This window comes from Cnuella takakiae, from assembly GCF_001953305.1.
GTDB classification, from domain to species: domain Bacteria; phylum Bacteroidota; class Bacteroidia; order Chitinophagales; family Chitinophagaceae; genus Flavisolibacter; species Flavisolibacter takakiae.
In genome coordinates, this window is record NZ_MTFE01000010.1 from 5,060,567 (window position 1) to 5,086,832 (window position 26,266).

Genomic DNA, 26,266 nt, shown 5'->3' on the forward strand with positions numbered 1-26,266 from the left:
GGCTTATGCGAAAGATGCAAGAGACTGCATTGCCAAGCTTACCAACATAACCCTCACCGCACCAATTTGCACGGCAGCTCTTTCCGTTAATCAAGAAACGCATACGTCATCAGCAATGCCTGATATAACAACACTTAGTATAAAAGTTTTTCCGAATCCTTCAGCGGAACAATTTTCGATGTTTGTCGAAAGTTCGGAAGACAGGGTAGTTGAGGTGATTGTAACAGATATGCTAGGCCGGAGACTAAAATCTATTCGTACAGCACCCAATAGCTCGTTGATATTTGGGAGAGAACTGTCGCCCGGTATGTATGTTGTTGAAGCTGTGCAAGGTAACAAGACTACGACACTTAAAATTCTGAAAACAGAGTAAAACCGTTTTTATCTGATGCAATTTTGGATGGGGTAACAAGAAACTTGCTGCTCATTATTTCAAAAGGGCGGACTTGTAAAACCGAAGATCAGCCCATTAGGGTGCAGGCAGTATTGCAAAAGTTGGCTGAAGGCCGATTGGTGGAAACTTTTGGTGGAGGCAGTTCCGCAATGTTTGCGCCCATTTGTGTGCTAGGCGTTGGTGGCGAACTGCATCACCTGCCCACCTGCAACATCCAGCGTTTTGTTCCGGCTGAAGAAAGCGCTGATGTCATTCGCACCGGGAAAGAGGCGGGTGTGCACGGGTGGATTTTCTTAATGGAATAAATAAAATGCCGCCATCACCAGCGGCATTTTATTTACTGAAAAGCGTTGTTTGCTACCTGTTACGGCTGTGGATACACCGGGTTCTTGATATCATGATAAAACAAAAAGGTCCAGCCTTCTTCCCCGCCCTGTGCCCAGTACTGCTGGCGCAGTTCCATGGCCTTTTCGGGGTTAAAGTCGTACTTGGTTTTGTAGCGCACTTTCATCTGTGATAGCTGGGGCGCTTCGTCGCCGCCAAAGAAAATGGTTTGGCCTTCTTCCCTGATCCAGAACACCTGGTGGAAAGGCGAGTGGCCGCCGCTGTGTTTGTACTCGATATAGCCATCAATAAAGCCATGGTCATCGTGCAGGAACTGTACCTGCGGCGAATGCACCAGGGGCTCCAGCTCATCCATCAGAAAAGAAGGGCCGCCGGTTTGCCAGGCATAGTCCAGCTCGCGCTGCTGCACGTAGTAAAGGGCATTGGGCAGGTTGAGGTCGTGGCCGCCGGCAAAGCGCCCGGTTTGCGGGTTGCCAATGCCGCCCGCATGGTCCTTGTGGAGGTGCGACATTAATACCTTGGTTACCTGTTCGGGCTGGAAGCCTGCCTTGCGGATATTATCGTGGAGCTGCAGGGTGCCATCGGGCAGGTTGTACCCCAGGCCGCAGTCGAGCAGCAGGAGGTCTTTGGAAGTTTGCACCAGGAAAGGCTGGATTTCCACCAGCAGGGAACCGGTGGGGCGGTCAGTTAGCTGGTGCTCCGATTCATCAAACGGAACAAAGACCTTGGTTTTGTCGATGGTAAAGGAGCCTTCCGAAAGCGGAAAGATATTAATCCCTGTCACACCCCCTGTCCCCCTGAAGGGGGAACTTAGGCCGGAATTATCCTGGTTGTTTGCTTCTGTCATGGGTGCGAAGGTACGATAGCCTTGGCCTGTTTGGCTGGTAATAAGCAGTTGATGAATACATCATTGGCTGCAGGTTACCAAGCGGGTAGCATATGATGGGAACACGGATAGGACGGATAAGAACAGATATCCGTTTACATCTGTTCCATCCGCCTGATCCGCTTTCCCATCCGGTTTTGCAGAATAGCAGTACGAACATAAAATTGTCCACCCCTGAAACTAGCTCTGGGCAAGCTGCAACAAAAGCTCATTATCAGTACCACTGCACGGCCCAGAACAACAAAGCCACCCCGCATAGAGTGGCTTCATTACCCAAAAGCATTCCCGGCCTAAGTTCCCCTAGGGGGACAGGGGGTATTACCTTAACACCATCTGCCTGTCCGCATCCAACCGGATCAAAATAAACAGCAGGATGGTGAACGTGATCAGGGCGGTACCGCCATACGAGATAAAAGGCAGCGGGATACCGATTACCGGTGCCAGGCCAACGGTCATGGCAACGTTGATGCCGATGTGGAAGAAGAATACCGATGCCACACCGTATGCATATACCCGGCTGAAGGCACTGCGCTGTCTTTCGGCAACGATCACGATGCGGAACAGGAGGAAAAGGTAGATCAGTAGCAGGAGTGTTGTACCCACAAAGCCAAAGCCTTCCCCTATGGTACAAAAGATAAAGTCGGTGCGCTGTTCGGGAACAAAATCGTAACGGGTCTGGGTACCATTCAGCAGGCCTTTGCCCAGCAAGCCACCCGATCCGATGGCGATCTTGGATTGCTTTACGTTGTAGTCGGAGACGCCTTCTTTTTTGGCGCCCGCTTCCACCAGCTCGCCGGGAATACCGGTGTAAGGATTCTCTTTGCCAAAGAGCGTAAAGATGCGCTCCACCTGGTGCTTCTGCAATACGTTCTGAAAGATAAACGGCACGGCAAAACGCTGGATGCCTACACAAAGCAACCAGATGGCTACCAGGCTTACCAGCACCGATTTCCGCCTGCGGATCTGGCGGCGCATCACCCAGGCGGCCAGGCCAGCAATGACGGTAAGGATGATGGCCAGCGTGTTGGGCTCCATCAGGATGGTGGCGATCACCAGTACCGCTACCGAGAAGCCGATGACCAGGATGGTAGGCGGCAGGCCCTCGCGGTACATGACCAGGAAAAAGGCAAAGTACACCAGCGCCAGCCCCGTTTCGCTTTGTAAAATAGACAGCAGCGCAGGCGAAATGGCAATGGCTGCGGCAATGAGCTGCGAACGGCCTTTTGTAAAATCAGTATCAGGCCGGGACAGGTATTTGCTCAGCGCCAGGCACACGCTCACCTTACAAAATTCCGCCGGTTGGAACTGGAAGCCGCCAAAGCGAATGATGGACTCCGTGCCTTTTACATTGGAGTGAAAGGGAAAAACCAGCAGCATCAGCAGGATGCCGAAAGCATACCAGATATTGGCCGTGGCGGTAAAGAACTTACTATCGGTTACGAGGATAAACACCCCGATGATGGCCGCCAGCACAAAGTAAAAAAGCTGCTTGCTGTAGTCCGTTTTAAACGACAGGAAGGAACCGGCCACGGGGTCGCCTTCGCGGTAAGTAACCGCAAAGATGGCCAGGATGCCGATGCCCACCAGCAGGAGGTAAAGCCAGATCATCAGGGTATCGACGCCCTTGGAAATAAGCGGTTGGTTACGCGACATGGGGAATTGGCTGTTTACGGGGGTACAGTATTTTTTGATCGGGGTTGATGGCTTCCAGCTTTTGGTACACCACTCTTTCCGGGGCTTTTTGCTTTTGCGGACTGTCCACTTTCTTCTTGTCGGCAGAGTCGGTCCTGGGCTTGTTCTCTTCCGCCGTGCGGCGCCAGAACTTGCGGATATAGCTGCTGTCGTGGGTGATGCGGTACCACTCGTAAGCGCGGGTACTGTCGGCAATAAACTGCTCGCGCTTGAGGATGGAAGGCATCAGGTTTTTGGCGGCCATGGCTTCGGCCTTCTTTACGCTTTCCGGGCGGAGGGTGTCGTTCAGGTACTTCTCCACCAGCAGTGAGGCAATAGGCGCAGCGGCTGTTGAACCAAAACCCGCGTTTTCCACTACCACCGCTACGGCAATCTTGGGGTTTTCGCGGGGCGCAAAGCAAACGAACATCGAGTTTTCGTTCAGCTCGATCTTTTTACCGCCAATAAAACGGAAGTTCTGCGCGGTACCGGTTTTTGCACACAGGTTGATACCCGGGATGGCAGCGGCACGGGCCGTACCATTGGTCACTACATCCTGCATGCCCCAGATCACCGCGTTGTAAGCCGAGTCGGGGATATGGGTCAGCACCTCATGTTTCTTGCGAAACTTGTGGAGGATGGTATCCTGCGGGGTTTCGTTGTCTACATTCTTTACAATGTGCGGGGTATAGTAATAGCCTTTGTTGGCAATGATGCACATGGCGTTGGCCAGCTGCAGGGGTGTTGCCGTCATCATATCCTGCCCGATGCCCAGCGTCAGGTTGGTACAGGAGCTCCACACGTTGCGGTATACCTTGTTGTACTTGGAGGTATCGGGGATATTGCCCTTGTCCTCGGAAGGCAGGTCCACGCCCAGGCGGATGCCCAAACCAAAAGCGTTCATATAGTCTTTCCACTTGGCGTAGCCATCCTTGTGGTTGCCAATCCGGGGATTGTCCACGGCCATGCGGTAAACGTGGGTAAAATAAGAGTTGCAGGAGTTGGCAATGGCCAGGCGCAGGTTGGCCGCATGACCGCCGCCGCTGTGGGTACAGGCAGGCTTGCCGATACCGCAGGCATAATATCGGCCACCGCAGGGATAACCAAAGCCGGGTGTGATCAGGCCTTCATCCAGCGCTACCAGTCCACCCAGCGGCTTAAAGGTAGAACCCGGCGGGTACTGTCCCTTGATGGCGCGGTTGAGCAGTGGACGTGATACGTCGAGCACGAACTTGCTGTAGGTCTTTTTGAAATTGGTACCGGTAAGGGCTTCGGGGCTGAAGTTGGGACCCGAGGTCATGGCGATGATGCCACCCGTCTTGGGTTCGATGGCCACCACGGCGCCCACCTTATTGGTCATCAGCTTTTCGGCAAGCGCCTGCACTTCAATATCAATAAAAGTGCGCACACCGCGGCCGGCAAGAGCGGCAGAGTCGAACTCGCCTCCCTCGTAAGATCCCACCAGGCGGTTTTTGTTGTCTTTGATCAGGTATTGCACCCCACGCTGTCCCATCAGGATGCGTTCGTAAAAGGCTTCAATACCGGAGCGGCCCACGTAGTCGCCAGGTTGGTAAAAACCACCCGAGCGGGCAATGATACCGCTGTCGGCCTCACCGATATATCCCATGAAGTGGGCACCGGCATTATAGGGATAGGTGCGCACGGGGCGTTCCTGCAAAAAGAAACCCGATCCAAAACGCCACATATTCTCTTCCAGGCGGGCATATTTCTCCGGTGCCAGCAGGGGCTCGAATGCCGATGGGCGGTAGCGGCCATTTTTTACGATGGCGGTGATGATCCGCTTTTTAAAATCAGCAGTATCGATCTCCAGGAGCTGGCACATATAGGCCGTATCCACGTTGCGCATTTCGGAGGGCGTCACCATCAGGTCGTAAATCAGGGTATTGTTTACGATGGCGCGGTTCTTCCGGTCGTACACGATTCCGCGGGGCGGGTACACGGTTTTTCGGAAAACGGCGTTCTCCTGGGCCAGCTGCTGGTATTTACTGCTCAGCACCTGCAGGTTGAACAGCTGCGCGATGATAACAAAGAAGGTGACGAGAAATATGATCCGGATGATATAGCTCCGGGACTGGTTGAACACAGACATAGTGGTAAGTACGAAACACGAAGTTAGCGCTACCCGCAGGGTTTATTTAGATTACAAAATTTGATAATCGAAAGCAGGGCAGCAAAATTATTTCGACGGAACCGCAGATTTGTAGGATTAAGTAAGGAATTGTATGATTGGGCGCCTGCTTAGGCTGGTTTGTTGCCAGTCAGCAAGGAGTGCGCACCTGTTTTCCGCAAACAAACCTGCTTCCATCAAAAGTGTTGTTCTAATAAACCGGACGGGACAAATAAAGTTTGCGTTGCAAGGAATAAAAGAAAGGAGCAGCAAAAACGCTGTATTATACCCGCAGACTGGAACAGGAAAAGGCGACTTACTTTATCCAACCCGGCCACTACATCGCTCGCTTCCATCCAGGTCATACAAATAATTCCCAATCCTACAAATCTGCGGTTAAGCAGTGTTGGTCCGGAACTTCAACTTCCTTGGAAACAGGATTTCCACCGTTACAATCAGCACCATGGAAATGGCGGTGGTGGCTACCACCTTGATGAGGAAAGACATAAAGGTGCCGAAATCGAGCCACTGCAGGAAGGTAAGCCAGGTGTGGTGGAGGAAGGTGAGGATGAGTGCGTAAATGGAATAAGGACCCCAGCCCATGGCCTTTGGCGAAGGCTCGCGGAAGGTAAACTCCTGCGCTTCCTTGGGCGACAGCAAGGTAATGATGAAGGGGCGCACATAGGCAATGAGCACACAGGCTGCAGTGTGCAGGCCGGGTGTCATGGTAAAATAGTCGAGGAGCAGGCCGCAAAGGAAACCCAGCGCCAGCAGCGTAAGCCTGGGCGTGGTAAACGGCAGCCAGAGCACAAACAGGAAATAGAGGTAGGGCACCACAAAGCGATGCAGGTTGGGCACCTTGTCCAATATAAATGCCTGCACGAAGATGAAGATCGCCAGGCGGAGGATATTTCTTACGAGGTCGCTCATATGTAGTCCGGAAAGTTGAAAGTCAGGAAAGTCAGTAAAGACTATTCCATCAATTACCACAGTCCACCTGTTTTGAATACATTAAATAATGTTATACATCCAGCCTGTCGGAAACGCCTTTCCGGACTTTCCGGACTTTGGTCTTCCGACTATTTCTTCTGCTCCATCTTTTGCCGGGTAGCCTCATCCAGCTGCAACTGCTCGGTGCGCTGGAGGTTTTCTACCACAAACACCTGTTGTACCGCGTTGAAGTTGACCGCCGAACGAACCTTCAGGTTGTAAAAGCCAGAGGCCTTGTCGGTTTTGATGTCCGCAATACGACCCACCAGGAAGCCGGGAGGATAGTTGTACGAGTAAATGGAAGTGAGCACGGAGTCGCCCTTTTTCAGCTTTACGTCCATGGAAATGCCTTTGAGCAGGAGGAAGCGCGGGTCTTCGCCACTCCACTCGATGGTACCAAATACGTTGTTGTTTTTGAGCGATGCCGGCACGCGGCTTTGCACATGCAGCAGGCTCATCACCTGGCTGAAGTTGGGGCTAACGGCCACCACCAGGCCTACCAGGGCACCATCGGAATTGAGCACCGCCATATTCTCGCGGATGCCTTCGGTGGCACCGCGGTTGATCTGGAGGTAGTTCTTCTCGAAGTTTACGGAGTTGTAGACCACTTTGGCGGCCCGCCACAGGTAGCGGCGCACATCCCTGGTGCTGTCGGTGAGGCGCAGGGTATCGGTAATGGCCCTTGCGGTGGTATCCACCTGTGCAAAGTTGGAACTTACCAGGTTCATCAGCGAGTCGTTCACTTGGTGCACGCGTCGGTTTTCCTCGCGCAGGTGGAAATAGTCATCCACCTTGTCTACCTGCGCATTTACCGAACCGGTAAACTCGGATGCCACACCCAGGCCCACGGCGCGGTGAAACCTGTTATAGGTAAACAAGATCCACAAGGCAAATGCCTGCAGGGCCAAAAAGCTCAGCAGCACAAAATAGCGGCGGATGAAGATGAAGATGTTGCGCATGGAGAGCAGCTATTAGCAATTAGCCGTTAGCCATTAGCTTTTTACCGAACTAAAATAAGCCCGGCTAACAGCCAACCGCTAACGGCTAAAAGCCTTTATCTCATTACAAAAGGATAACGCTCGTAGTTCTTCAGCGCCAGGCCGGTACCCCGCACCACGCTCTTCAGCGGGTCGTCGGCTACATGAACGGGCAGCTTGATTTTGGCGCTCAGGCGCTTGTCGAGGCCCTTGAGCAGGGCGCCACCACCGGTGAGGTACAGACCACGGCGGTAGATATCGGCAGCCAGCTCGGGCGGGGTTTGCTCCAGCGCCTTCAGGATGGCTTCTTCAATTTTGAAAATACTCTTGTCCAGTGCCTCGGCAATCTCCTGGTAGCCCACGAAGATCTGCTTGGGAATACCCGTCACCAGGTCACGGCCGTTAACGGGCAGGTCATCGGGTGGGTTTTCCAGGTCCTTCATGGCTGCGCCAATCTGGATCTTGATCTGCTCGGCGGTACGCTCACCAATCAACAGGCTGTGGTAACGGCGGAGGGCTTCCATGATATCGGCGGTGAACTCGTCACCGGCGATGCGGATGCTCTGGTCGCAAACGATACCAGCCAGGGCAATAACAGTGATACCGGTAGTACCACCACCAATGTCGATGATCATGTTACCCACGGGCTCTTCCACGTCGATGCCGATACCCAGGGCGGCAGCCATGGGCTCGTGAATGAGGTATACCTCTTTGGCGCCTGCCTGCTCGGCCGAATCACGAACGGCACGCTTCTCCACCTCGGTGATGGAAGAAGGAATGCAGATCATCATCCGCCAGGAGGGCGGGAAAAGGGGCTTCTTGGGATACACCAGCTTGATCAGCTCGCGGATCATCAGTTCGGCGGCGTTAAAGTCGGCGATCACACCATCTTTCAGGGGACGTACCGTTTTAATGCTCTCGTGGGTTTTTTCATGCATCAGCAATGCACGCTTACCAACGGCCAGTACTTCCTTAGGATTATTGCGATTGAGGGCAACGATCGAGGGTTCGTTCACCACGATCTCCTCGTTATGAATGATGAGGGTATTTGCTGTTCCAAGGTCCATCGCAATCTCTTGCGTGAACCAATTAAAAAGTCCCATGCGCTCTTATTGGATTAGGGGGTTCTAAAGGATGTGTGCAAAGTTGCGGGAAATAATCCGAAGGGACAAAGTTAAAACGGCAGGGTTAGCAGCTGCGGGGTTGGCTGCGGTGCTTTGCGGGATGAACACATGCTTTTTTGTTTTGTAGCGTACTTGTTTTCGTTGGTGCAGTGGCCTCCCCCATTCTAAAGGGGGGACCTCCAGATATTATGTGTCGTCAGTTGCGGGGTATTTTCCCTGGCCTGCAGCGGTTGTTGCTTGTGCAAAGAGCGGGTTGTTGAAGGACAAGGAAAATCCCCGAACCCTATAGCAGATAGTTGTTGCAGGCGGCCCCTTTTTGCAAAGGGGAAAGCAAAACGCCCCTGTGCAGGGGCGTTTTAAAAATTTACCGGTTAGCGGTAGATCGGCTAAGCCATTTATCCAGTTGCGGGCAGGTGCCGCCGGCGGCATTGGCATCCACCATAATGTAGTAGGCGGGAATACGTTTGTCCAGCCAGGTTTCCAGGGTCTTGTATTTTTTCTCTTCAAGTGCTAAGGAAGAAATTTTATCGTAATCCTCCTTGATGTTCATACGGTGCGGCTCGGTGCGGGCACGCAGGTACAGCAGGCGCACGCCCTTCTTACCACGGGGGTCGGTAAAGGTCTGGGGCTGCGAGTAGTCGCCTACTTTCAGCTTTTCCAGCTCGGTAACGATGTCCTTGTCCAGTTCATCGATGGTAACAAAAGAGGAACCAGTGCGGCCGCCGGTGATAAAGGGACCGGAGAACTTGGCGGTCTCGTCTTCAGTAAACTTGCCAGCGGCAACGGGGAAGGCTACCTCGCCTTTTACCAACAGGTTGCGGATGGAATCCAGCTTGGCCGTGGAACCGGCAATTTCAATATCGGTTACCGGCGGGATGCGGAGGATATGGGCCACAATGGCTTCATCGCCGTTGCGCTGGATCATCTGTATGATGTGGTAACCAAACTTAGATTTGATAACAGGAGAGATTTCGCCATCCTTCAGGCGGAAGGCGCCGTTGAGGAAAGCAGGATCCCAGGTCTTCTCATTGCGGTTGATCTGGTACTGGCCACCACGTTCCTTGGAACCAGGGTCTTCCGAATTGCGGCGGGCCAATTGGTCGAAGGAGGTCAGCTTGGCGGCTATCTGGCGCTTGTAGTTGTTCAGTTCGTCAATTACGTACAACTCCATGTCGCGGCTGGCCTTGGGATACAGCACGATCTGTCCCAACTCGTACTCCGACTCGTAAAAGGGCAGGCTGTCCTTGGGAATTTTGTCAAAATAAGCCCGCACTTCGGTAGGGGTGATCTTTACGCCATCCATGATCTTTTTCTGCATGGCTTCGGCAAGCTTGCGCTCCTTCACACTGGCACGGGCATCTTCCTTGATCTGGAAAACCGTTTTACCAGCCACTTCTTCCAGTGCCTGCTGGGTACCAAACTGCTGGATGAAGCTGCGCACCCGCATTTCAAGTTCGGCCTCCACATCTTCTTCGGTAACTTCCAGCGAGTCTTTTTCGGCCTGCAACATCATTACCTTGGAAATGAGCGCCTGCTCCAGTATCTGGCAGGATGCGTTTTCGGGCACCTGCTGTCCCTGGCGGGAAGCGTCGGCAATGGCGTTTTGAACGTCGCTCTGCAAAATGATGCGGTCGCCCACAACACCGATGATCTTATCAGCTACAATTTTTTTGGCCTGGGCAAAAGCACCGGTGGCCATCAAAACGGTAGCACCTAAAGCAAACAGGATCTTCTTCATAAAAAACGATGGCTGTAAAAATAGCCTTTTCACAGCAAGCCACAGGTGGCGGGGTAAGGTTTAACAAAAACCTGAGGCGGAGCAGGCGTTTGGTTTGGGGCTGCTGGTTATAAGCTTTAAATACCGGCCGCATCAAGCTGGCACCAAACCGTTGAAACGGCTTGGCATTTATCCGAAGGTATCAATTTCCCACGGTTGAAACCGTGGGCTAAAAGCCAACATCCTATTAGCTGGTTGGTAGTAGTTCCTACCCATAAGTTACCTTACTTCTTATTGGTAAATGAAATGCTGGTGAATGTTACTTTGATGATTCGCATGGCTACCACCACAACCCAGGTTATTCTGCATGACTATCGCGCTTGTTTTTCTAACCAATCGCTGCGCCGTGGCCCCGTTGCGTCGTTGCGTGAAAAAGCCTTTGCGCCTTTACTCCTTTGCGTCTTTGCGTGAAAACAAAAAAGGTGACCTCACGGCCACCTGTTGCTTATCGAACGGTTTCCCTCATTAGGCTAAATCAAAACGATCCAGGTTCATCACCTTGTTCCAGGCCGCTACGAAGTCGTGCACAAACTGCTCCTTACCATCTTCACAGGCATATACTTCGGCAATGGCACGTAACTCCGAGTTGGAACCAACAATCAGGTCCACGCGGGTACCCGTCCAGCGCACGGCGCCGGTGCGGCGGTCGCGGGCTTCAAATACATCCTGGCTTTCAGACAAGGCATTCCAGCGGATACCAAAGTCGAGCAGGTTGACAAAGAAATCGTTGGTGAGCGATTCGGGGTTGTGGGTAAACACGCCATGTTTCGATTTGTCGAAATTGGTGTTCAGCACCCGCATGCCACCCAGCAGCACCGTCATTTCAGGAGCGGTGAGGGTGAGCAACTGGGCCTTGTCAATCAGCATTTCCTCAGCCGACACAGCATGGCGCTTGCCCAGGTAGTTGCGGAACCCATCGGCCTGGGGCTCCAGTACCTCGAAAGATTCCACATCGGTCTGGTCTTGCGACGCATCGGTGCGGCCGGGTGTGAAGGGTACTGCGATCTCAACACCGGCCCGGTGTGCTGCCTTTTCCACACCGGCACAGCCCGCCAGCACAATCAGGTCGGCCAGCGATACCCGCTTATTACCTGTCTGTTTGCTGTTGAATGCTTTTTGGATGCCTTCCAGGGTTTCCAGAACGGCAGCCAATTGGGTAGGGTTGTTTACTTCCCAGTATTTCTGGGGCGCCAGCCGGATGCGGGCACCATTTGCGCCACCCCGCTTGTCGGACCCGCGGAAGGTGGAAGCCGAAGCCCAGGCGGTACTAACCAACTGCGCTACGGTAAGACCGGAAGCCAATATCTCCCGCTTCAGGTCTACAATATCTCCATCGTTGATCAGTTCGTGGTCAACTGCCGGAACAGGATCCTGCCAGATCAGCACTTCTTCAGGCACTTCGGGACCCAGGTAGCGGTTGCGGGGACCCATATCTCGGTGGGTAAGCTTAAACCAGGCGCGGGCAAAAGCGTCTTCAAAAGCAGCCGGGTCTTCGTAAAACCTGCGCGAAACCTTTTCGTATGCTGGATCTACACGCAGGGCCAGGTCGGTGGTGAGCATGAAAGGCTTGTGAAACTTGCCTTCAATATGGGCATCAGGGATAACAGCCTCCGCGTTTTTGGCTACCCACTGGTGTGCGCCTGCCGGACTCTTGGTAAGTTCCCACTCGCATTCAAAGAGGAATTTAAAATAGTCGTGGCCCCACTTGGCGGGTGTACTGGTCCAGGCTCCTTCCAGTCCGCTGGTGATGGTATCTTCCGCATTGCCCTTGCCATAACTATTGTTCCAACCCATGCTTTGCTCGTGGATGGCAGCGCCTGCGGGCTCAGCACCTACGTATTTGGTAGGGTCGGCGGCACCGTGGGTTTTACCAAAGGTATGACCGCCGGCAATGAGGGCTACGGTTTCCTCATCGTTCATGGCCATGCGGCCAAAAGTTTCGCGGATATCGCGGGCAGCACCTATGGGGTCGGGGTTGCCGTTGGGCCCTTCGGGGTTTACATAGATCAACCCCATGTGGGAAGCACCCAGGGGCTGCTCCAGCCCGCCATCGGCATAACGCTCTTTGTTGCCCAGCCATTCTTTTTCCGAACCCCAGTACACGTCTTCCTGTGGCTCCCATACATCGGCACGGCCGCCACCAAAGCCAAAGGTTTTGAAGCCCATGCTCTCGAGGGCGCAGTTACCGGCAAGGATCATGAGGTCGGCCCAGGAAAGGCTTTTGCCGTATTTCTTTTTAACAGGCCACAGCAGGAGGCGGGCCTTATCGAGGTTGGCATTATCGGGCCAGCTGTTGAGGGGTGCAAAACGCTGCTGTCCGGCACCGGCGCCGCCACGGCCATCGGCAATGCGATAGGTACCGGCACTGTGCCATGCCATGCGGATCAGAAACGGACCATAATGGCCATAATCGGCAGGCCACCAGTCCTGCGAGGTGGTCATCAATTCAAACAAATCCTTTTTTACAGCTGCCAGGTCCAGTTGCTTGAACGCGTCGGCGTAATTGAAACATTTGTCCAAAGGATTGGACCGTTCGGAGTGCTGGCGAAGGATGTTGAGCCTGAGTTGGTTGGGCCACCAATCCTGGTTGCGGGTGCCGCCGCCCGCAGCATTGGTAAGCGAGCCATTAAGAAAAGGACATTTGGCAGCACTGCTGCTGTTTACATCCAATGCGCCATCATGTGTGGCAGGTGAGGTAGATTTCATTGTATGCTGTGGTTTAGGTTCGAAGCCAAAGCTATATCAATGTTTGTCTAATTTGTTTAAAAACCGATTGATTGAATCTATAAGGCCATTGTTTTGTTCGAACGGGGAATGGCTGACAGATCCCCCAACTCTTCAAGAGATGGAAGATCTTGAAAACAAAAAATCCCGCAGCATCACTGCTGCGGGATTTGTATATCTGTAGTTCGCTTTCTGCCGTGGTTCACCAAGCTCCTCCTACCGGGAGGGATTATTGGGGTGGGCTTTAGAGCGTACGCTTCACTTCTTCGATTTCGTAGGCTTCGATGATGTCGCCGGTTTTCAAGTCGCTGAAGTTTTTCACGGTGATACCGCACTCCATACCCGAAAGCACGTCTTTCACATCGTCCTTGTAGCGCTTCAGTGAACCCAGTTCCGCCTGGCTGTTTTCGCCTTTGGGGAATTCCACAATACCATCGCGGATAACGCGGATCTTGTTGTTGCGGGCGATCTTTCCATCCAGCACATAGCAACCGGCAACCGTAACCTTGTCGAAGCGGTACACTTCGCGTACCTCCACGTTGGCCACGATCTTCTCCTGAACCTTGGGCTCCAACATACCTTCCATGGCGCTCTTGATCTCGTCGATCACCTGGTAGATAATGCTGTAGGTCTTGATCTGGATACCGGCACCTTCGGCGAGGCGGTTGGCCTGCATCGAAGGACGTACGTTGAAACCGATGATGATGGCGTCGGATGCTTCTGCAAGCACCACGTCGCTTTCGTTGATCTGGCCCACGCCTTTGTGAATCACGCTCACCACGATCTCTTCGGTCGACAGTTTCTGCAGCGAATCCGAGAGGGCTTCCACCGAACCGTCCACGTCACCTTTGATGATAACCTTGAGTTCTTTAAAGTTACCCAGTGCCAGGCGGCGACCAATCTCATCGAGGGTGATGTGCTTCTTGGCACGCATACCCTGTTCGCGGAGAATCTGTGCCCGCTTGTTGGCCACTTCTTTGGCTTCGCTTTCGTCTTCGTATACACGGAACTTCTCACCAGCCTGGGGCGCACCGTTGAGACCCAGGATCAGTACCGGCGTTGAAGGACCAGCTTTATCAACCCGCTTGTTGCGTTCGTTAAACATGGCCTTTACACGGCCAAAATGCTGTCCCGAAACTACGATATCACCGCTCTGCAGGGTACCGTTTTGTACCAGGATAGTGGTTACATAACCACGGCCCTTATCGAGGGTAGCTTCCACGATGCTACCGCTTGCTTCCCGGTCAGGGTTCGCTTTCAGGTCGAGCAGTTCGGCTTCCAGCAGGATTTTTTCCAGCAGCAGGTCGATGTTCAGACCTTTCTTGGCAGAGAGTTCCTGGCTCTGGAATTTACCACCCCACTCTTCCACCAGCAGGTTCATACCGGCCAGTTGTTCGTAGATCTTTTGGGGGTTGGCACCGTCCTTATCTATTTTGTTGATGGCAAAGATCATGGGTACGCCTGCAGCCTGTGCGTGGCTGATGGCCTCGCGGGTCTGGGGCATCACCGCATCGTCTGCGGCAATCACGATCACTGCGATATCGGTAACTTTTGCACCACGGGCACGCATGGCGGTAAACGCTTCGTGACCGGGGGTATCGAGGAAGGTAATGTCCTTACCGCTGGGCAGGTGTACCGTGTAGGCACCGATGTGCTGGGTGATACCACCCGCTTCACCGGCTACTACGGTAGCATTACGGATATAGTCGAGCAAAGAGGTCTTACCGTGGTCAACGTGACCCATGATGGTAACGATGGGCGGACGGGACTCGAGGTCTTCGTCGTCGTCTTTGTCCTCTTCCTCGTCCATCTCCAGTTGCTTCTCCATGTCGATAAACTCCACGTCGAAACCAAATTCTGAAGACACCAGTTCGATCACTTCGGCGTCCAAACGCTGGTTGATCGATACCATGATACCGAGGCCCATACATTTCGAGATCACTTCGGCGAAAGACACATCCATGAGGCTGGCCAGCTCGCTCACCGAGATAAACTCGGTAACCTGCAGCTTGTTGTCGCCTTCGTTCATGGCATCGGCCATTTCCTGGCGGCGTTCGCGGCGCATCTTGGCCTTCATGTTGCGGCCACCGCGACCCGATCCACCCGAAAGCTTGGCCTGGGTTTCCTGGATCTTGCGCTGGATTTCTTTCTCGTCGATCTGCTTGTCTTCACGAGGCTGGAAGCGACCACCACCGCCGCCACCGGGACGGTTGTTGGTACGGTCTTTAGCCAGCTGAGGCTGGAAGCGGCCACCGCCACCCTGACCTGCAGGACGGGGAGCCTGATTGCCACCCTGGTTGCCACCACCCTGGTTGCCACCACCCTGGTGGTTACCGCCACCACCTTGTCCCTGCTGGGGACGGGCAGTGTTGGGGTCCTTCTTCTCGATGGGAATGCGTTTGCGTTTGCGCTTCTCATCAATCTTGGGACGGGTATCATTATCAACAGGCAGTTGGATCTTACCCAGGATCTTAGGCCCGGTAAGCTTTTCCGCCTGGATATTTTCAATTACGGGCGCTGCTGATGCTTCTTCGTTTACTGCTTCTTCAGGAGCAGGTTCTTCCACCTTCGCTTCCATCACGGGGGCAGGCTCCTGGGCCACCACAGGTGCAGGAGCAGGTTCAGGTGCAGGCAATTCCGGCTTCACTTCAGCAACAGGCTCGGGCTGGGGAGCCGGAGCAGCAGGTGCCGGTGTGGGCGCAGGCGCCGGTGCGGCTGCAGCAGGCTGTTCGGCCTGTGGCTGGCGCTTTTCTACCGACTTCTTCGGACGGGTAGAAGAGTCGATTGCCGACAGGTCGATCTTGGTAACTACTTTGGGACCAAAGCCGGGACGCTCGGGCTGGGCCGGTGGTTCGGGTTTTACTTCTTCCACTGGGGGAACTGGCGTTTCGGCTACTGGTTGCGGCTGCGGCTCGGGCTGAGGCGCTGGCTCGGCAACGGGAGCTACCACTTCGGGGACTTCAGGCAATTCTGGCTTCACTTCTGCCACTGGCTCGGGCTGTGGTGCCGGAGCGGGTGCCGGTGTAGGCGCAGGAGCCGCCACCTGTGCCACAGGGGCTGGTGCCGGTGCTGGCGCTTCTTCCTTTTTAACAGGCTTCGGTGCTTCCTTGCGGGTGTGCAGGTCTTCTTCCTCTCTTTTCTTCTTTGCTTCGCCCTGCGCACCTTTGGGCAGGTCTATCTGGTCGCTTTTTAGTTTCGCAACCTTATCGCCTTGAAACGCATGCTGAAGCGCACGGTACATATCTTCCGTGAGCTTTGATGTAGGTTTCAGATCGTCTCTGTTAAATCCTTTGTCTGCCAAAAATTCAACAAGGGTTTCCTTGCCTATGTTGAATTCCTTGGCGGCGGCCATTAACCTTGGTGTTGTTGTTTCTGCCATAATTGCCTCCCCCGGCCCTTCTATGATTTTGGAAGGGGGGTAGTGTTATTGATGTACAAATGTATTGATGAATCAGTCAAATAGAAGCTTTCTTTTGCCAAAGCAAGGGAAAACACCACTGATTGATTCATGGGTAATGAACCACGGAAGCAGTCGGGGCAAGAGGGTGCACAGTTCAATCTGCGTTACGTTGTGCCCCTGTACCTCTGTGGTTCAAAAAAGAAAAGAACTATAAAAACTTAATGGAAGGGCCACATAAAAGTGGCTTACCCATACCTACTCGCTTTCAAATTCGGCCTGCAACACCCGGCGCACTTCTTCGATGGTTTCGCGCTCCAAGTCGGTGCGGCGCTCCAGCTCCTCAACGCTCAGGTCGAGTACGCTACGGGCGGTATCGCAACCCACACGCTTCAGCTCCTCAATTACCCAGGCTTCGATCTCATCGCTGAATTCCTGCAGGTCGATATCGAAATCCTCAACTTCCCCTTCATTATCACGGTACACATCAATATCGTACCCTGTCAATTCACAGGCCAGTTTGATGTTTACACCACGGCGGCCGATTGCCAGCGACACCTGGTCGGGCTTCAGGTACACCGAAGCGTGTTTGGATTCGTTGTTCAACTCCATGGTTGTGATCTTGGCAGGCGTAAGCGAGCGCTGGATCAGCAACTGGGTGTTGTTGGTATAGTTGATTACGTCGATGTTCTCATTTTTCAGTTCGCGCACAATGCCATGAATACGGCTACCCTTCATACCCACGCAGGCACCCACGGGGTCGATGCGGTCGTCGTAGCTTTCAACGGCCACTTTGGCACGCTCACCCGGATCGCGCACAATTTTCTTAATGGTAATAAGGCCATCAAAGATCTCGGGCACTTCAATTTCCAGCAGTTTGGCCAGGAACTCGGGCGCCGTGCGGGAAAGAATGATCACCGGGCTGTTATTTTTCAGGTCTACTTTCTTTACTACGGCACGGATGCTTTCGCCTTTTTTGAAATAGTCCTGCGGGATCTGCTCGCTCTTGGGGAGAATCAGTTCATTGTTCTCTTCGTCCAGCAGCAGGATCTCTTTTTTCCATACCTGGTATACTTCCGCAGAGATGATCTCACCAATGCGGTCGTTGTATTTTTTAGCCAGTACGTTCTTTTTCAGGTCGGAGATGCGGCTGGCCAGGGTTTGCTTGGCAGCCAGGATGGCGCGGCGGCCGAAATCGTAGAGGTCAATTTCCTCGTACAGCTCCTCACCCACCTCAAAGTCGGGCTCCAGTTTTACCGCTTCGCTATAGGCTACTTCGGCATTGGGGTCCAACACTTCACCGTCGTGAACAATCATACGGCGGCGTACAATTTCCAGGTCACCCTTTTCAGCATTTACGATTACGTCGAAATTGTCATCGCTGCCGAACTTTTTACGGAGCAGGGTTTTGAATACATCTTCCACAACGCGCATGAGCGTGGGGCGGTCTATGTTTTCGGCATCCTTAAAGTCCTGGAACGCCTCGATCATGTTGATACTAGCCATACGGTAGGTTTTTGCTGTTGGCTATTGGCCATTGGCTGTTAGCTAATCGCTAACGGCTAAAGGCTAATAGCTTTTCAAAATTTTACTTGAACGGTTGCTTTTTTTATATCGCTAAACAATACAGTTTCCTGTTTGATTTCTTTTTTCCGGCCTTTACCGGACTCTGTTTCCAGCACAATGCCGTCTTCGCCCGCCTCCAGGATCTTGCCTTCCTTCACAGAGTCGTCCTGGAGCTTTACTTCCAGGTAGCGGCCGACGTTCTTCTTGTACTGGCGATTGAGTTTCAGCGGCTCGTCCACACCCGGCGAGGACACTTCCAGCGAGAAGTTGCCATCGGGGTACATGCCGCTTTCTTCCAGGTCCTTGTACAGGGCACGGTTGTATTTGATCAGGCCCGAAAGAGGCATACCCTCGTCGGCGTCGATGAATACTTTGATGTTATTGGTGGGTTTGATCCGGATCTCCACCAGGAAATGCGTGGGATTTTCCGCCAGCAGGGGTTCCAACTTTTGGGTAATCGCCTCGATATGGGTTTCTGTTTGCATAGTAAAAATAGAAGAAGGGAACGCTTCCGTTCCCTTCTTTTTGTCTTTTGCCTGCTGCAAAGTTAACAAATACCTTATTTACTTTCCAAATATTATCCGGGCCAAAAGGCTTTGTATGTTTGCGGCAATGATACTTTCACTTTTGTTTTACGCTTTCCTAGCCTGGATGCTGTACCGGCTGGTGTTTGGATTTATCATTCCCCTGGTGCGTGCAACCCGTCAGGTAAAAAAGGGCTTCCGCAATATGCAGGAGCAGATGAATGCCCAATATGGCCAGCATGCCCAGGGAGGTTCTCCTTATGGCGGTTCCGGCACGCAGCAGTCCAGCTTTGCGCCCAATGCCAAGGGCAGCGATGAGGATTATATTGAGTTTGAGGAGGTGAAGTAGGTTTTCACGCACTGGAGGTTTCATGCAAAGGCGCTGAGGAGCAAAGGCGCTAAGAATATTTTTAAGAACGGCTGCAAACGCCAGGCATTTTATACCTTCCGGTTTACCTCTATTGCTACTGGTTATTGCCAAAAACAAACAGCTAGCAGCCGGCAGCTAGTTTCCCCGGTAAAATACCAGTGGCTGGTTGTTTCGGGCAATGGCCAGCACGCTGTCTCCTTTTCTGTTCACCCATTGCAGATCCCGCACCTGGCCGGAAAGATGGAACAGGTCGGGCTGGTGCAGGTACAGCACTTTGTTACCGGCAAACTGGAAAAGCGCCAAAGGCTGCCCATCGTACCGCCCTTCGTAGGGAATAACATCATAGAAGTTGCCCCCGGCAACATAGCGGTTGCCGCCCAACGGTGCAAAAGAAAAGATGGGTGCCAGCTGGAGTTCGGCAGGCAGGGCCTGCATGCTAAAACCTCCCTTGCCATTGCCCAGGCATACCACCGATGCCAGCTGTTCTACCCGCAGCGGTTCCACCTGGTCCACAAAACCATAGAACACATCCTTCATCTCCTCACCGGCATACTCTGCATACAGGAGGTAATGTTTTTTTAATACAGGCAAGGCCCGCTCGGTTTCATCTTTTGCCAAAAAGGGATACTCTTTTCCCTTGATGCTATAAGCCAGGAGCTGGTCGGTGCTGCCGTTGCGGTCAAAATCGGACACATACAGGCTTAGCTTGCCATCCTTCCGGCTTTGAAACTTATTATTCAGCCCCCAGTTGCCGGCGAGTATATCCAGGAAGCCATCACCGTTCACATCGCCGACATACAGGCTTTGCCACCAACCCGAAGAAGCAGGGATGGTGCTGCGCTCAAACCTTCCGCCCTTGTTGAGCATAATGGTGAGCGGCATCCATTCGCCGGCGAGCACCAGGTCGGGAAGTTTGTTGCCGTCCACATCGGCAAATCGGGCAGCAGTTACCATACCGATGTTTTGCAAAGGCATGCGGCCTTCCGCTTTTGTGAAGTTGCCTTTGCCATCATTCAGCAGCAGCACAGATGTTTGTGGTACGCCATAAGCCACGCTGTTGGCCAGCACACCCAAAAACAGGTCCCTGTCGCCGTCACCATCCACATCGGCGGCGGCTACACAGCTTTTATTGCTGGAAATAAATGGCAGGCCCTTGCTTTTTGCAAAACCGCCCTTTCCGTCGTTGAGGTAAAGCCGGTCCCACAAACGCGGATCGGCCGCCAACAATTCGTTGCCGCCACTGGCCACCACCAGGTCGGGGAAATTATCGCCATTTACATCGGTAAAGAGGGCAGCTACATCCTCGCTGTACCTGTCGGCTTCGAACACTGGAATTTTCACTGCCACAAAATCACCGCCTATCCTGCCCAGCATCAGTACGCCCGCCTGGTCCTTGGCACCACCTGCATAAAAATCATCCAGCCCATCTCCGTTTACATCGGCAACAGCCAGTTTGGGTCCGCGGCTGCTGAGGGCATGCGGAACCAGGTACTGCACGTTTACATCCACAAAAGGATTTTCAGCATGCTTCCAACGGACTAAGGAATCGGTAACAGGCGTAAGAAAGCTGGCGGGTGATGGGACAAACCGGTTAATTTCAAAAACACCGGCAGCATTGGCCTGTACTGCCGTTAAAGTTTTATTGGCAGCCACATCGCGCAATACCTGGTAGCGCTGACCGGGCCACACCACTACTACGCTATCGGCTTTTGTATGGGCACCCAAACCAAAATGGAGCACCGGCGCAACCGACGACTGGAAACCACGGGTGAGCACCAGTTGCTGGTACTGCATGCTACCACCGGCAAACACATAAGCCCTGGCACCCAGCCCCATGGTATTTCCGCCATCACCTTTAAATTGGATGGCTAAGTGATTGGTTGCCGGCGCATCATTCCGCATCAGCACGGCAGGCGCATCGATGGCATTCACCACCATATCCAGGTCGCCATCGTTGTCGAGGTCGGCATAAGCCGCGCCATTGTAACAACCTTTCATCCCTGCCGTACCCCAGGCAGTATCCATTTCGGCAAAGCCGCCACTGCCATCGCCTTTAAACAGGAAAGGATGGGTATCGCCGCCAGGCATTTTTTCAATTGCCGCCTGGTCGTACTTATCGGTTTGGTTCATGCCCTTGCGCACCTGCAGGTCGGACACAAAACGTACATAGTCGAGATCAACGGGCCGCTTTACAATGCCACTGCTGATAAACAGGTCCTTGTTGCCATCATTGTCGAAGTCGGCAAATAGCGGCGCCCAGCTCCAGTCGGTGGCAGCCACCCCGCTTTGCAGGGCCACATCGCTGAAGCTGCTGCCATTGCCGTTGTTGCGCTGCAACACGTTGCGCGAATACTGGTGCTGGTAGCCGTTCATCAGCAGCTTTACATTGTAGATATCGGGGTTCTCATCACTGCCATAGGTTTTGAGGGTCTTTTCATCGGGCGGCAGCATGTCCACGGTAATCAGGTCCAGCTGGCCGTCGTTGTTGTAGTCGGCGGCATCGTTGCCCATGCTGAAGCGGCTGTAATGTTTAAAATGCTGAGCGCCACTTTCCCTGAAAGTGCCATCACCATTGTTTACGTAGTAATAGTCGTTCTCGTGAAAATCGTTGCCTACGTAGATATCCTCCCAGCCGTCGTTGTTCAGATCGGCAATGGCAAGGCCCAAGCCATAACCCAGGGAGCTCTGGAAGATGCCGGCTTGTTTGGAGACATCCACAAACACGGCCTCCCCCCCGAGCTTCGCTCCCAACCTGCGGTTGCCTCCGGTGGAGGGGGAGTTGGCAGCACCGACTTTTCTATTAGCATGCACATCACCGGGAGTAATTTTTCCTAATGGTCCATCATTGCGGTACAAGCGGTCGCCGCTCAACGAATCATACCCTTTGCGAAAGCTGGTATCTACAATGTTTGCGTGCGGGTGGTGCGACTGGTTGACGAGGTAGCAATCAAGGTCACCGTCGTGATCGTAATCAAAGAAAGCCGCCTGGGAAGAGAAGCCGGAGAAGTCGAGTCCGTATTCTTTTGCACGTTCGGTAAAGCTGCCCTTGCCGTTGTTGATGAACAATTCGTTCCGGCCTTTGAGGTCACGCATACCACTAACCGAAGAAACATAAATATCCAGTAAACCATCCCCGTTCACATCCGCCATGGTGACGCCGCTGCACCAATCGGAGCCGCCCGCTACACCAGCTTTAGCGGTGATGTCTTCAAACTGGAAATTGCCTTTATTGAGATAAAGCTTGTTGTTGCCCCTGCTGTTGGCAGTAAAATAAATATCTGTCAGGCCATCGTTGTTGATGTCACCGGTGGCTACACCACCGCCATTGTAGTAGTACAGGAAATAGAGGATGCCAAACAGCTTGCGCTCCTGGAGTTTGTTGGCAAAAGAAACACCGCTGTCACCCGGATCAACAAGCGTGAACAAGGTCTTTTTCTGCTGACAGGCAAATAGGGTAAAAATGCAGAGCGTGAATAAGATCCGTACAGCACCGGGAACGCTTGGCTTCATAATCGGCAGGCTTGAAAGGGTGCTTAAAGATAAAGCGAAACAGGGCTGCGGCAGAGTAAGGCAACAGTAAAATGGCAAAAACGCAGCTGCTGCCGGCACCCAGGCTTACCTGCTTTTTTGCATTTCGCCTTTTTACTGTTGCCTTCCCTACAGTGCCCTACATTTAGCCCATCGCTACGCCACCATGAAACCAATCAGCTTAACAAATCGCCGCCCGCTGTTACTGGCCCTGCTCCTATTGGCAATAGCATGGATGCTGGCGCAATGTGTGGGCAGCGACACAAAAGCAGATACCGCCATTGCAGGCTATGCAGGTGATGCAGCCTGTGCCTCCTGTCACCAAGACCTGTTCCAAAGCCACCGGCAAACGGCGCATCACCTTACTTCCATGCCTGCCAGTGACAAAAATGTATTGGGTTCCTTTTTGGCCGACAGCAATACTTTTCAGTATCCCAGCGGCCACCAGGTACGTATGGAAATAAGGGATGGCAAACCATTCCAGGTGGCTTACTTAAAGGGCAAGGAACAGGAAGTCCGTCGAATGGATATCGTGATCGGATCGGGTGCCAAGGGACAAAGCTTCCTGGCCTGGAACCGCAGGTCTTTGTACCAATTGCCTATCACCTATTTCAGTGCGGCACATACCTGGAGCAATAGTCCTGGATTTCCGCCTTTCCCCGATTTTGGCCGGGTGATCACTTCGCGTTGTATGGAATGCCACTCAGGCTACGCACAAGTGGTGACAGCTCCCGGTGTGGAGCCCGAAAAATTTGACCGCAGCAAAATACTGTATGGCGTGGGCTGCGAACGTTGCCATGGACCCGCAGCAGAGCATGTGGCTTTTCACCAACAAAATCCGGAGGCAAAAACAGCGCAGCACATCATCAATACCGCCCATCTTTCCCGCCAGCAAAGCCTTGATGCCTGTGCCCTTTGTCATGGCGGCAGGCTACAGAAAACAACAGCTTCCTTTTCCTTTGTTGCCGGCGGCCGCCTTGGCGATCATTTTGTGGTGGACAGCACCCCACCCGATCCGCAGACCATTGATGTACACGGCAACCAATACGGACTGATGCGGGCCAGCAAATGTTTTATAAAGAGCAATACGCTTACTTGCAATAGTTGCCACAACAGTCACCAAAACGAAAGAGGCAACACCCTCCTTTTTTCGCAACGCTGTATGAGTTGCCACCAGCCGCAAAGCGCCCAATTCTGCACATTTACCGGTATGCCCAAGGCACAACTCAAAGCCAACTGTATAGATTGCCACATGCCCCTGCAGTCATCCAAAGCCATCGCTGTTTTTCTGCCTGGCAAAACCACCGCTACCGCTGCCAGTATCCGGTCGCACTGGGTTTCGCTCCCAAAGCAAACGGTTTTCAGAAACGCTCCTAACAGGTTTTAAAACCTGTTAGGTGTGACAATGGATCATGTAACCCGCCGGTTCGGCCTCGGCTGTGTTCAAGTTATCTGCCGGTTAACACAATTCATCCAATGCATCCGGGCAACCATCCCCGATCTGCTTGTATCCGCCCCAATCACTTACCATATTTACACCTGCGTCATCCTCCCTGTGTTGCACTGCTCATTTTAAAACAAAACCCATGCAACCGAGCCTTACTCCTACTGCCCTTTCGCAGGGTACCTCCAACCGTGTACAGCTGATTGACATCCTCAGGGGATTTGCCTTGCTGGGTATCGTCATCAACCATGCTGCCAATGCGTACCTGGCCGGAGCCACGCCTGCAGGCAAGGAAAACTTCAACATCCACAATCCTGCCGATGGTGTCATGAACTTCCTGGCACTCCTGCTCACCTTTGGCAAGTTCTTCACTATCTTTTCCTTCCTGTTCGGGCTCAGCTTTGCCATCCAGCTCGAAAATGCCGCAGGCAAAAACCAACCCTTTACCATCCGGTTCCTGTGGCGGCTGCTCATCCTGTTTGCCATCGGCTTTGTACACAACCTTTTCTACAGCGGCGATATCCTGGTGGTGTATGCCGCTTTGGGTGTTTTCCTGCTGCCGGCCCGGTTGCTGTCCAACAAATGGGTATTGGCCGTTGCGCTCCTGCTGGTGCTTAATGTGCCAGCCGCCATCAACGACACCGTTGCACTTGCCAGCCCGGCTACCGGCACACCCGCCCCTGCAGGGCCACCACCGGAAATAATGGCCAGGGCCGCCGAAGAATTCAGGATCAAATCATCCGGCACACTACCCGAGTTGGTACGGATGAATGCTGCCAGCGGGCTGCAGGATAAGTTTAGTTTCCAGATCATGACCGGGAGGCTGTCGATTACTTTTGGCCTCTTCTTGTTGGGCATGTATGCGTGGCGCAATAAGCTGTTTGTATACACCGAAAAAAACAGGCGCTTCTTCAAACGACTGCTCTGGATATCCGGAGTGGCAACCCTGGCAGCAACAGCAGGTGTTTTGACATTGGGCATGTCCTTCGGCGGCCGTCCTACCATCCCGCAGGCCATTGGTAATTTTTGCCTCAGCATACACCAGGCTGCGCTTTCAACATTTTATGTCTCCTTACTGGTGGTATTATACTGGAAAAAAGGCAGCAAGAGCCGGTTAAGCATTTTTGCGCCTGTTGGCAAAATCGGCTTGTCCACCTACCTTATGCAAACCGCGTTTGGGCTCCTTTTATTCTATGGCATTGGCCTGGGAGGGATGGAAAAGATCGGCATCACAACAGCTGTTGCACTCGCAATTGCCTTCTTTGTAATGCAGGTATTTTTTGCCCGCTGGTGGACCCAACATTTCCAATTCGGATTGGCAGAATGGCTGTGGCGCAGCCTTACCTATGGCCGTGTGCAGCCACTGCGCAAAAAGCAACAGGCACCTGCACCCGTCACCAGTATCAACCCGAGTGTAATAGTGCTGGACAGCAAAACACCTGCGCCTTAACGATCCATGTTTTTTCCAAACAATGATCAACCCGGTGCAGCTTGTGCAAACCTTGAAGGTTTATACCTACTGGCCGGGTTCTTGATGCCCCACAACTATGCATTCTAAAGCTTACGACCTCAACGATATCCGCCTGCATGTGTATGAAGCCGGCCCGCAAGATGGCCTTCCGGTGATCCTGCTCCACGGCTTTCCCGAAGCGGGCTTTGCCTGGGAGCAACAGGTCATCCGGCTGGCGGCAAAAGGATACCGTGTGTTTGCACCCGACCAGCGGGGCTATAACCGCAGCAGCAAACCACGGGGTGTGGCGGCCTATTCCATCCAATTCCTGGTAGGGGATATCATTGCCCTGATGGATGCTACCGGTTGCAGCCAGGCTGTACTTGTAGGGCACGACTGGGGTGGTGCCGTTGCCTGGCACCTGGCCATGCAGCATCCCGACCGGGTCAGTAAACTGATCATCCTGAACATGCCGCATCCCGAAGTGATGCGCCAGACCTTGCTGCACAATGGCAAACAGCGGAAGAAAAGCAGCTATGCCGCATTCTTCCAGCTTCCCTGGGCACCCGAATGGCTGGCCAGGCGCAACAACTACAAATGGCTGGAGCAGGCACTGGTAAAAACATCCAGGCCCAACACATTTACCCAAACAACCATAGCCCGCTACAAACAGGCATGGGCCAAACCCGGCGCCCTAACGGCCATGATCAACTGGTACCGGGCTTATAGCTTTGTGCAACCCAAAAATTCCCGGCCGCTTGCCTTGCCGGTGCTGATCATCTGGGGTAAAAAGGACGCCTTTTTGTTGTACCAAATGGCTGTGGAAAGTGCAGCGCATTGCACCCATGCACAACTGGTTACGTTGGATGATGCCACCCACTGGCTGCACCACGAAGCGCCACAGGAAGTGAATGCACGAATCCTTGGTTTCCTGGAACCAACTAAGGCTGTAATCCAGCCCTAACAAAAAA

The 26,266-nt window shown here is 53.2% G+C and carries 18 protein-coding genes; 6 read left to right on the forward strand and 12 right to left on the reverse strand.

Annotated features, from left to right (window positions below; genetic code table 11):
- Positions 1-373 (forward strand): T9SS type A sorting domain-containing protein (locus BUE76_RS21635; RefSeq protein WP_158070017.1); only part of this gene is annotated, 373 nt, incomplete at its 5' end.
- Between the two features lie 44 nt (positions 374-417).
- Positions 418-699: a hypothetical protein gene (locus BUE76_RS21640; RefSeq protein ID WP_143157265.1), complete on the forward strand. Its 282-nt coding sequence runs from the start codon at positions 418-420 to the stop codon at positions 697-699.
- Between the two features lie 59 nt (positions 700-758).
- On the opposite strand, the gene BUE76_RS21645 is transcribed toward BUE76_RS21640, so the two are convergent.
- The 11 genes from BUE76_RS21645 to BUE76_RS21695 form a co-directional block, all read right to left on the reverse strand.
- Entirely contained in the window at positions 759-1,586 is an 828-nt protein-coding gene (locus tag BUE76_RS21645) for an MBL fold metallo-hydrolase (RefSeq protein WP_245798330.1), read from the reverse strand.
- Between the two features lie 357 nt (positions 1,587-1,943).
- Positions 1,944-3,278 carry a rod shape-determining protein RodA gene (rodA, locus tag BUE76_RS21650; protein ID WP_073042035.1) on the reverse strand — a complete coding sequence of 445 codons (1,335 nt, stop codon included), beginning with the start codon at positions 3,276-3,278 and terminating at the stop codon, positions 1,944-1,946.
- On the reverse strand, positions 3,268-5,406 hold the full coding sequence (mrdA, locus tag BUE76_RS21655; RefSeq protein WP_073042032.1) for a penicillin-binding protein 2: 2,139 nt from the start codon (positions 5,404-5,406) through the stop codon (positions 3,268-3,270). Before mrdA ends, rodA begins: the two co-directional genes overlap by 11 nt.
- Before the next feature lie 414 nt (positions 5,407-5,820).
- On the reverse strand, positions 5,821-6,354 hold the full coding sequence (locus tag BUE76_RS21660) for a rod shape-determining protein MreD (RefSeq protein ID WP_073042031.1): 534 nt from the start codon (positions 6,352-6,354) through the stop codon (positions 5,821-5,823).
- A 149-nt stretch (positions 6,355-6,503) separates the two neighbouring features.
- The gene (mreC, locus tag BUE76_RS21665; protein ID WP_073042028.1) at positions 6,504-7,373 is read right to left on the reverse strand and encodes a rod shape-determining protein MreC; all 870 of its coding nucleotides are present in this window, start codon (positions 7,371-7,373) and stop codon (positions 6,504-6,506) included.
- A gap of 95 nt (positions 7,374-7,468) precedes the next feature.
- On the reverse strand, positions 7,469-8,494 hold the full coding sequence (locus tag BUE76_RS21670) for a rod shape-determining protein (RefSeq protein WP_073042026.1): 1,026 nt from the start codon (positions 8,492-8,494) through the stop codon (positions 7,469-7,471).
- A 385-nt stretch (positions 8,495-8,879) separates the two neighbouring features.
- Positions 8,880-10,253, reverse strand: coding sequence for a peptidylprolyl isomerase (locus BUE76_RS21675; protein ID WP_073042024.1), 1,374 nt, complete (start codon positions 10,251-10,253; stop codon positions 8,880-8,882).
- 504 nt (positions 10,254-10,757) lie between these two features.
- Positions 10,758-12,998, reverse strand: a complete 2,241-nt coding sequence (gene katG / locus BUE76_RS21680) for a catalase/peroxidase HPI (protein ID WP_073042022.1) — start codon at positions 12,996-12,998, stop codon at positions 10,758-10,760.
- A 262-nt stretch (positions 12,999-13,260) separates the two neighbouring features.
- A complete protein-coding gene (infB, locus tag BUE76_RS21685) occupies positions 13,261-16,368 on the reverse strand; it encodes a translation initiation factor IF-2 (protein ID WP_245798329.1) in 3,108 nt (1,035 codons plus the stop codon).
- Between the two features lie 303 nt (positions 16,369-16,671).
- The gene (nusA, locus tag BUE76_RS21690) at positions 16,672-17,919 is read right to left on the reverse strand and encodes a transcription termination factor NusA (RefSeq protein ID WP_073042017.1); all 1,248 of its coding nucleotides are present in this window, start codon (positions 17,917-17,919) and stop codon (positions 16,672-16,674) included.
- Between the two features lie 74 nt (positions 17,920-17,993).
- Entirely contained in the window at positions 17,994-18,464 is a 471-nt protein-coding gene (locus BUE76_RS21695; RefSeq protein WP_073042129.1) for a ribosome maturation factor RimP, read from the reverse strand.
- Positions 18,465-18,591: 127 nt separating this feature from the next.
- Here BUE76_RS21695 and BUE76_RS21700 point away from each other — a divergent pair, with 127 nt between their 5' ends.
- A complete protein-coding gene (locus BUE76_RS21700; RefSeq protein ID WP_143157264.1) occupies positions 18,592-18,852 on the forward strand; it encodes a hypothetical protein in 261 nt (86 codons plus the stop codon).
- A 156-nt stretch (positions 18,853-19,008) separates the two neighbouring features.
- Here BUE76_RS21700 and BUE76_RS21705 read toward each other — a convergent pair whose 3' ends face one another.
- A complete protein-coding gene (locus tag BUE76_RS21705; RefSeq protein ID WP_073042013.1) occupies positions 19,009-22,383 on the reverse strand; it encodes a VCBS repeat-containing protein in 3,375 nt (1,124 codons plus the stop codon).
- Positions 22,384-22,567: 184 nt separating this feature from the next.
- Here BUE76_RS21705 and BUE76_RS21710 point away from each other — a divergent pair, with 184 nt between their 5' ends.
- The 3 genes from BUE76_RS21710 to BUE76_RS21720 all read left to right on the forward strand — a co-directional run bounded on the left by BUE76_RS21710 (position 22,568) and on the right by BUE76_RS21720 (position 26,259).
- A complete protein-coding gene (locus BUE76_RS21710; RefSeq protein ID WP_083596451.1) occupies positions 22,568-23,788 on the forward strand; it encodes a multiheme c-type cytochrome in 1,221 nt (406 codons plus the stop codon).
- A 199-nt stretch (positions 23,789-23,987) separates the two neighbouring features.
- A complete protein-coding gene (locus BUE76_RS21715) occupies positions 23,988-25,295 on the forward strand; it encodes a DUF418 domain-containing protein (protein WP_073042010.1) in 1,308 nt (435 codons plus the stop codon).
- Positions 25,296-25,392: 97 nt separating this feature from the next.
- On the forward strand, positions 25,393-26,259 hold the full coding sequence (locus BUE76_RS21720) for an alpha/beta fold hydrolase (protein ID WP_073042008.1): 867 nt from the start codon (positions 25,393-25,395) through the stop codon (positions 26,257-26,259).
- Positions 26,260-26,266: the final 7 nt, after the last annotated feature.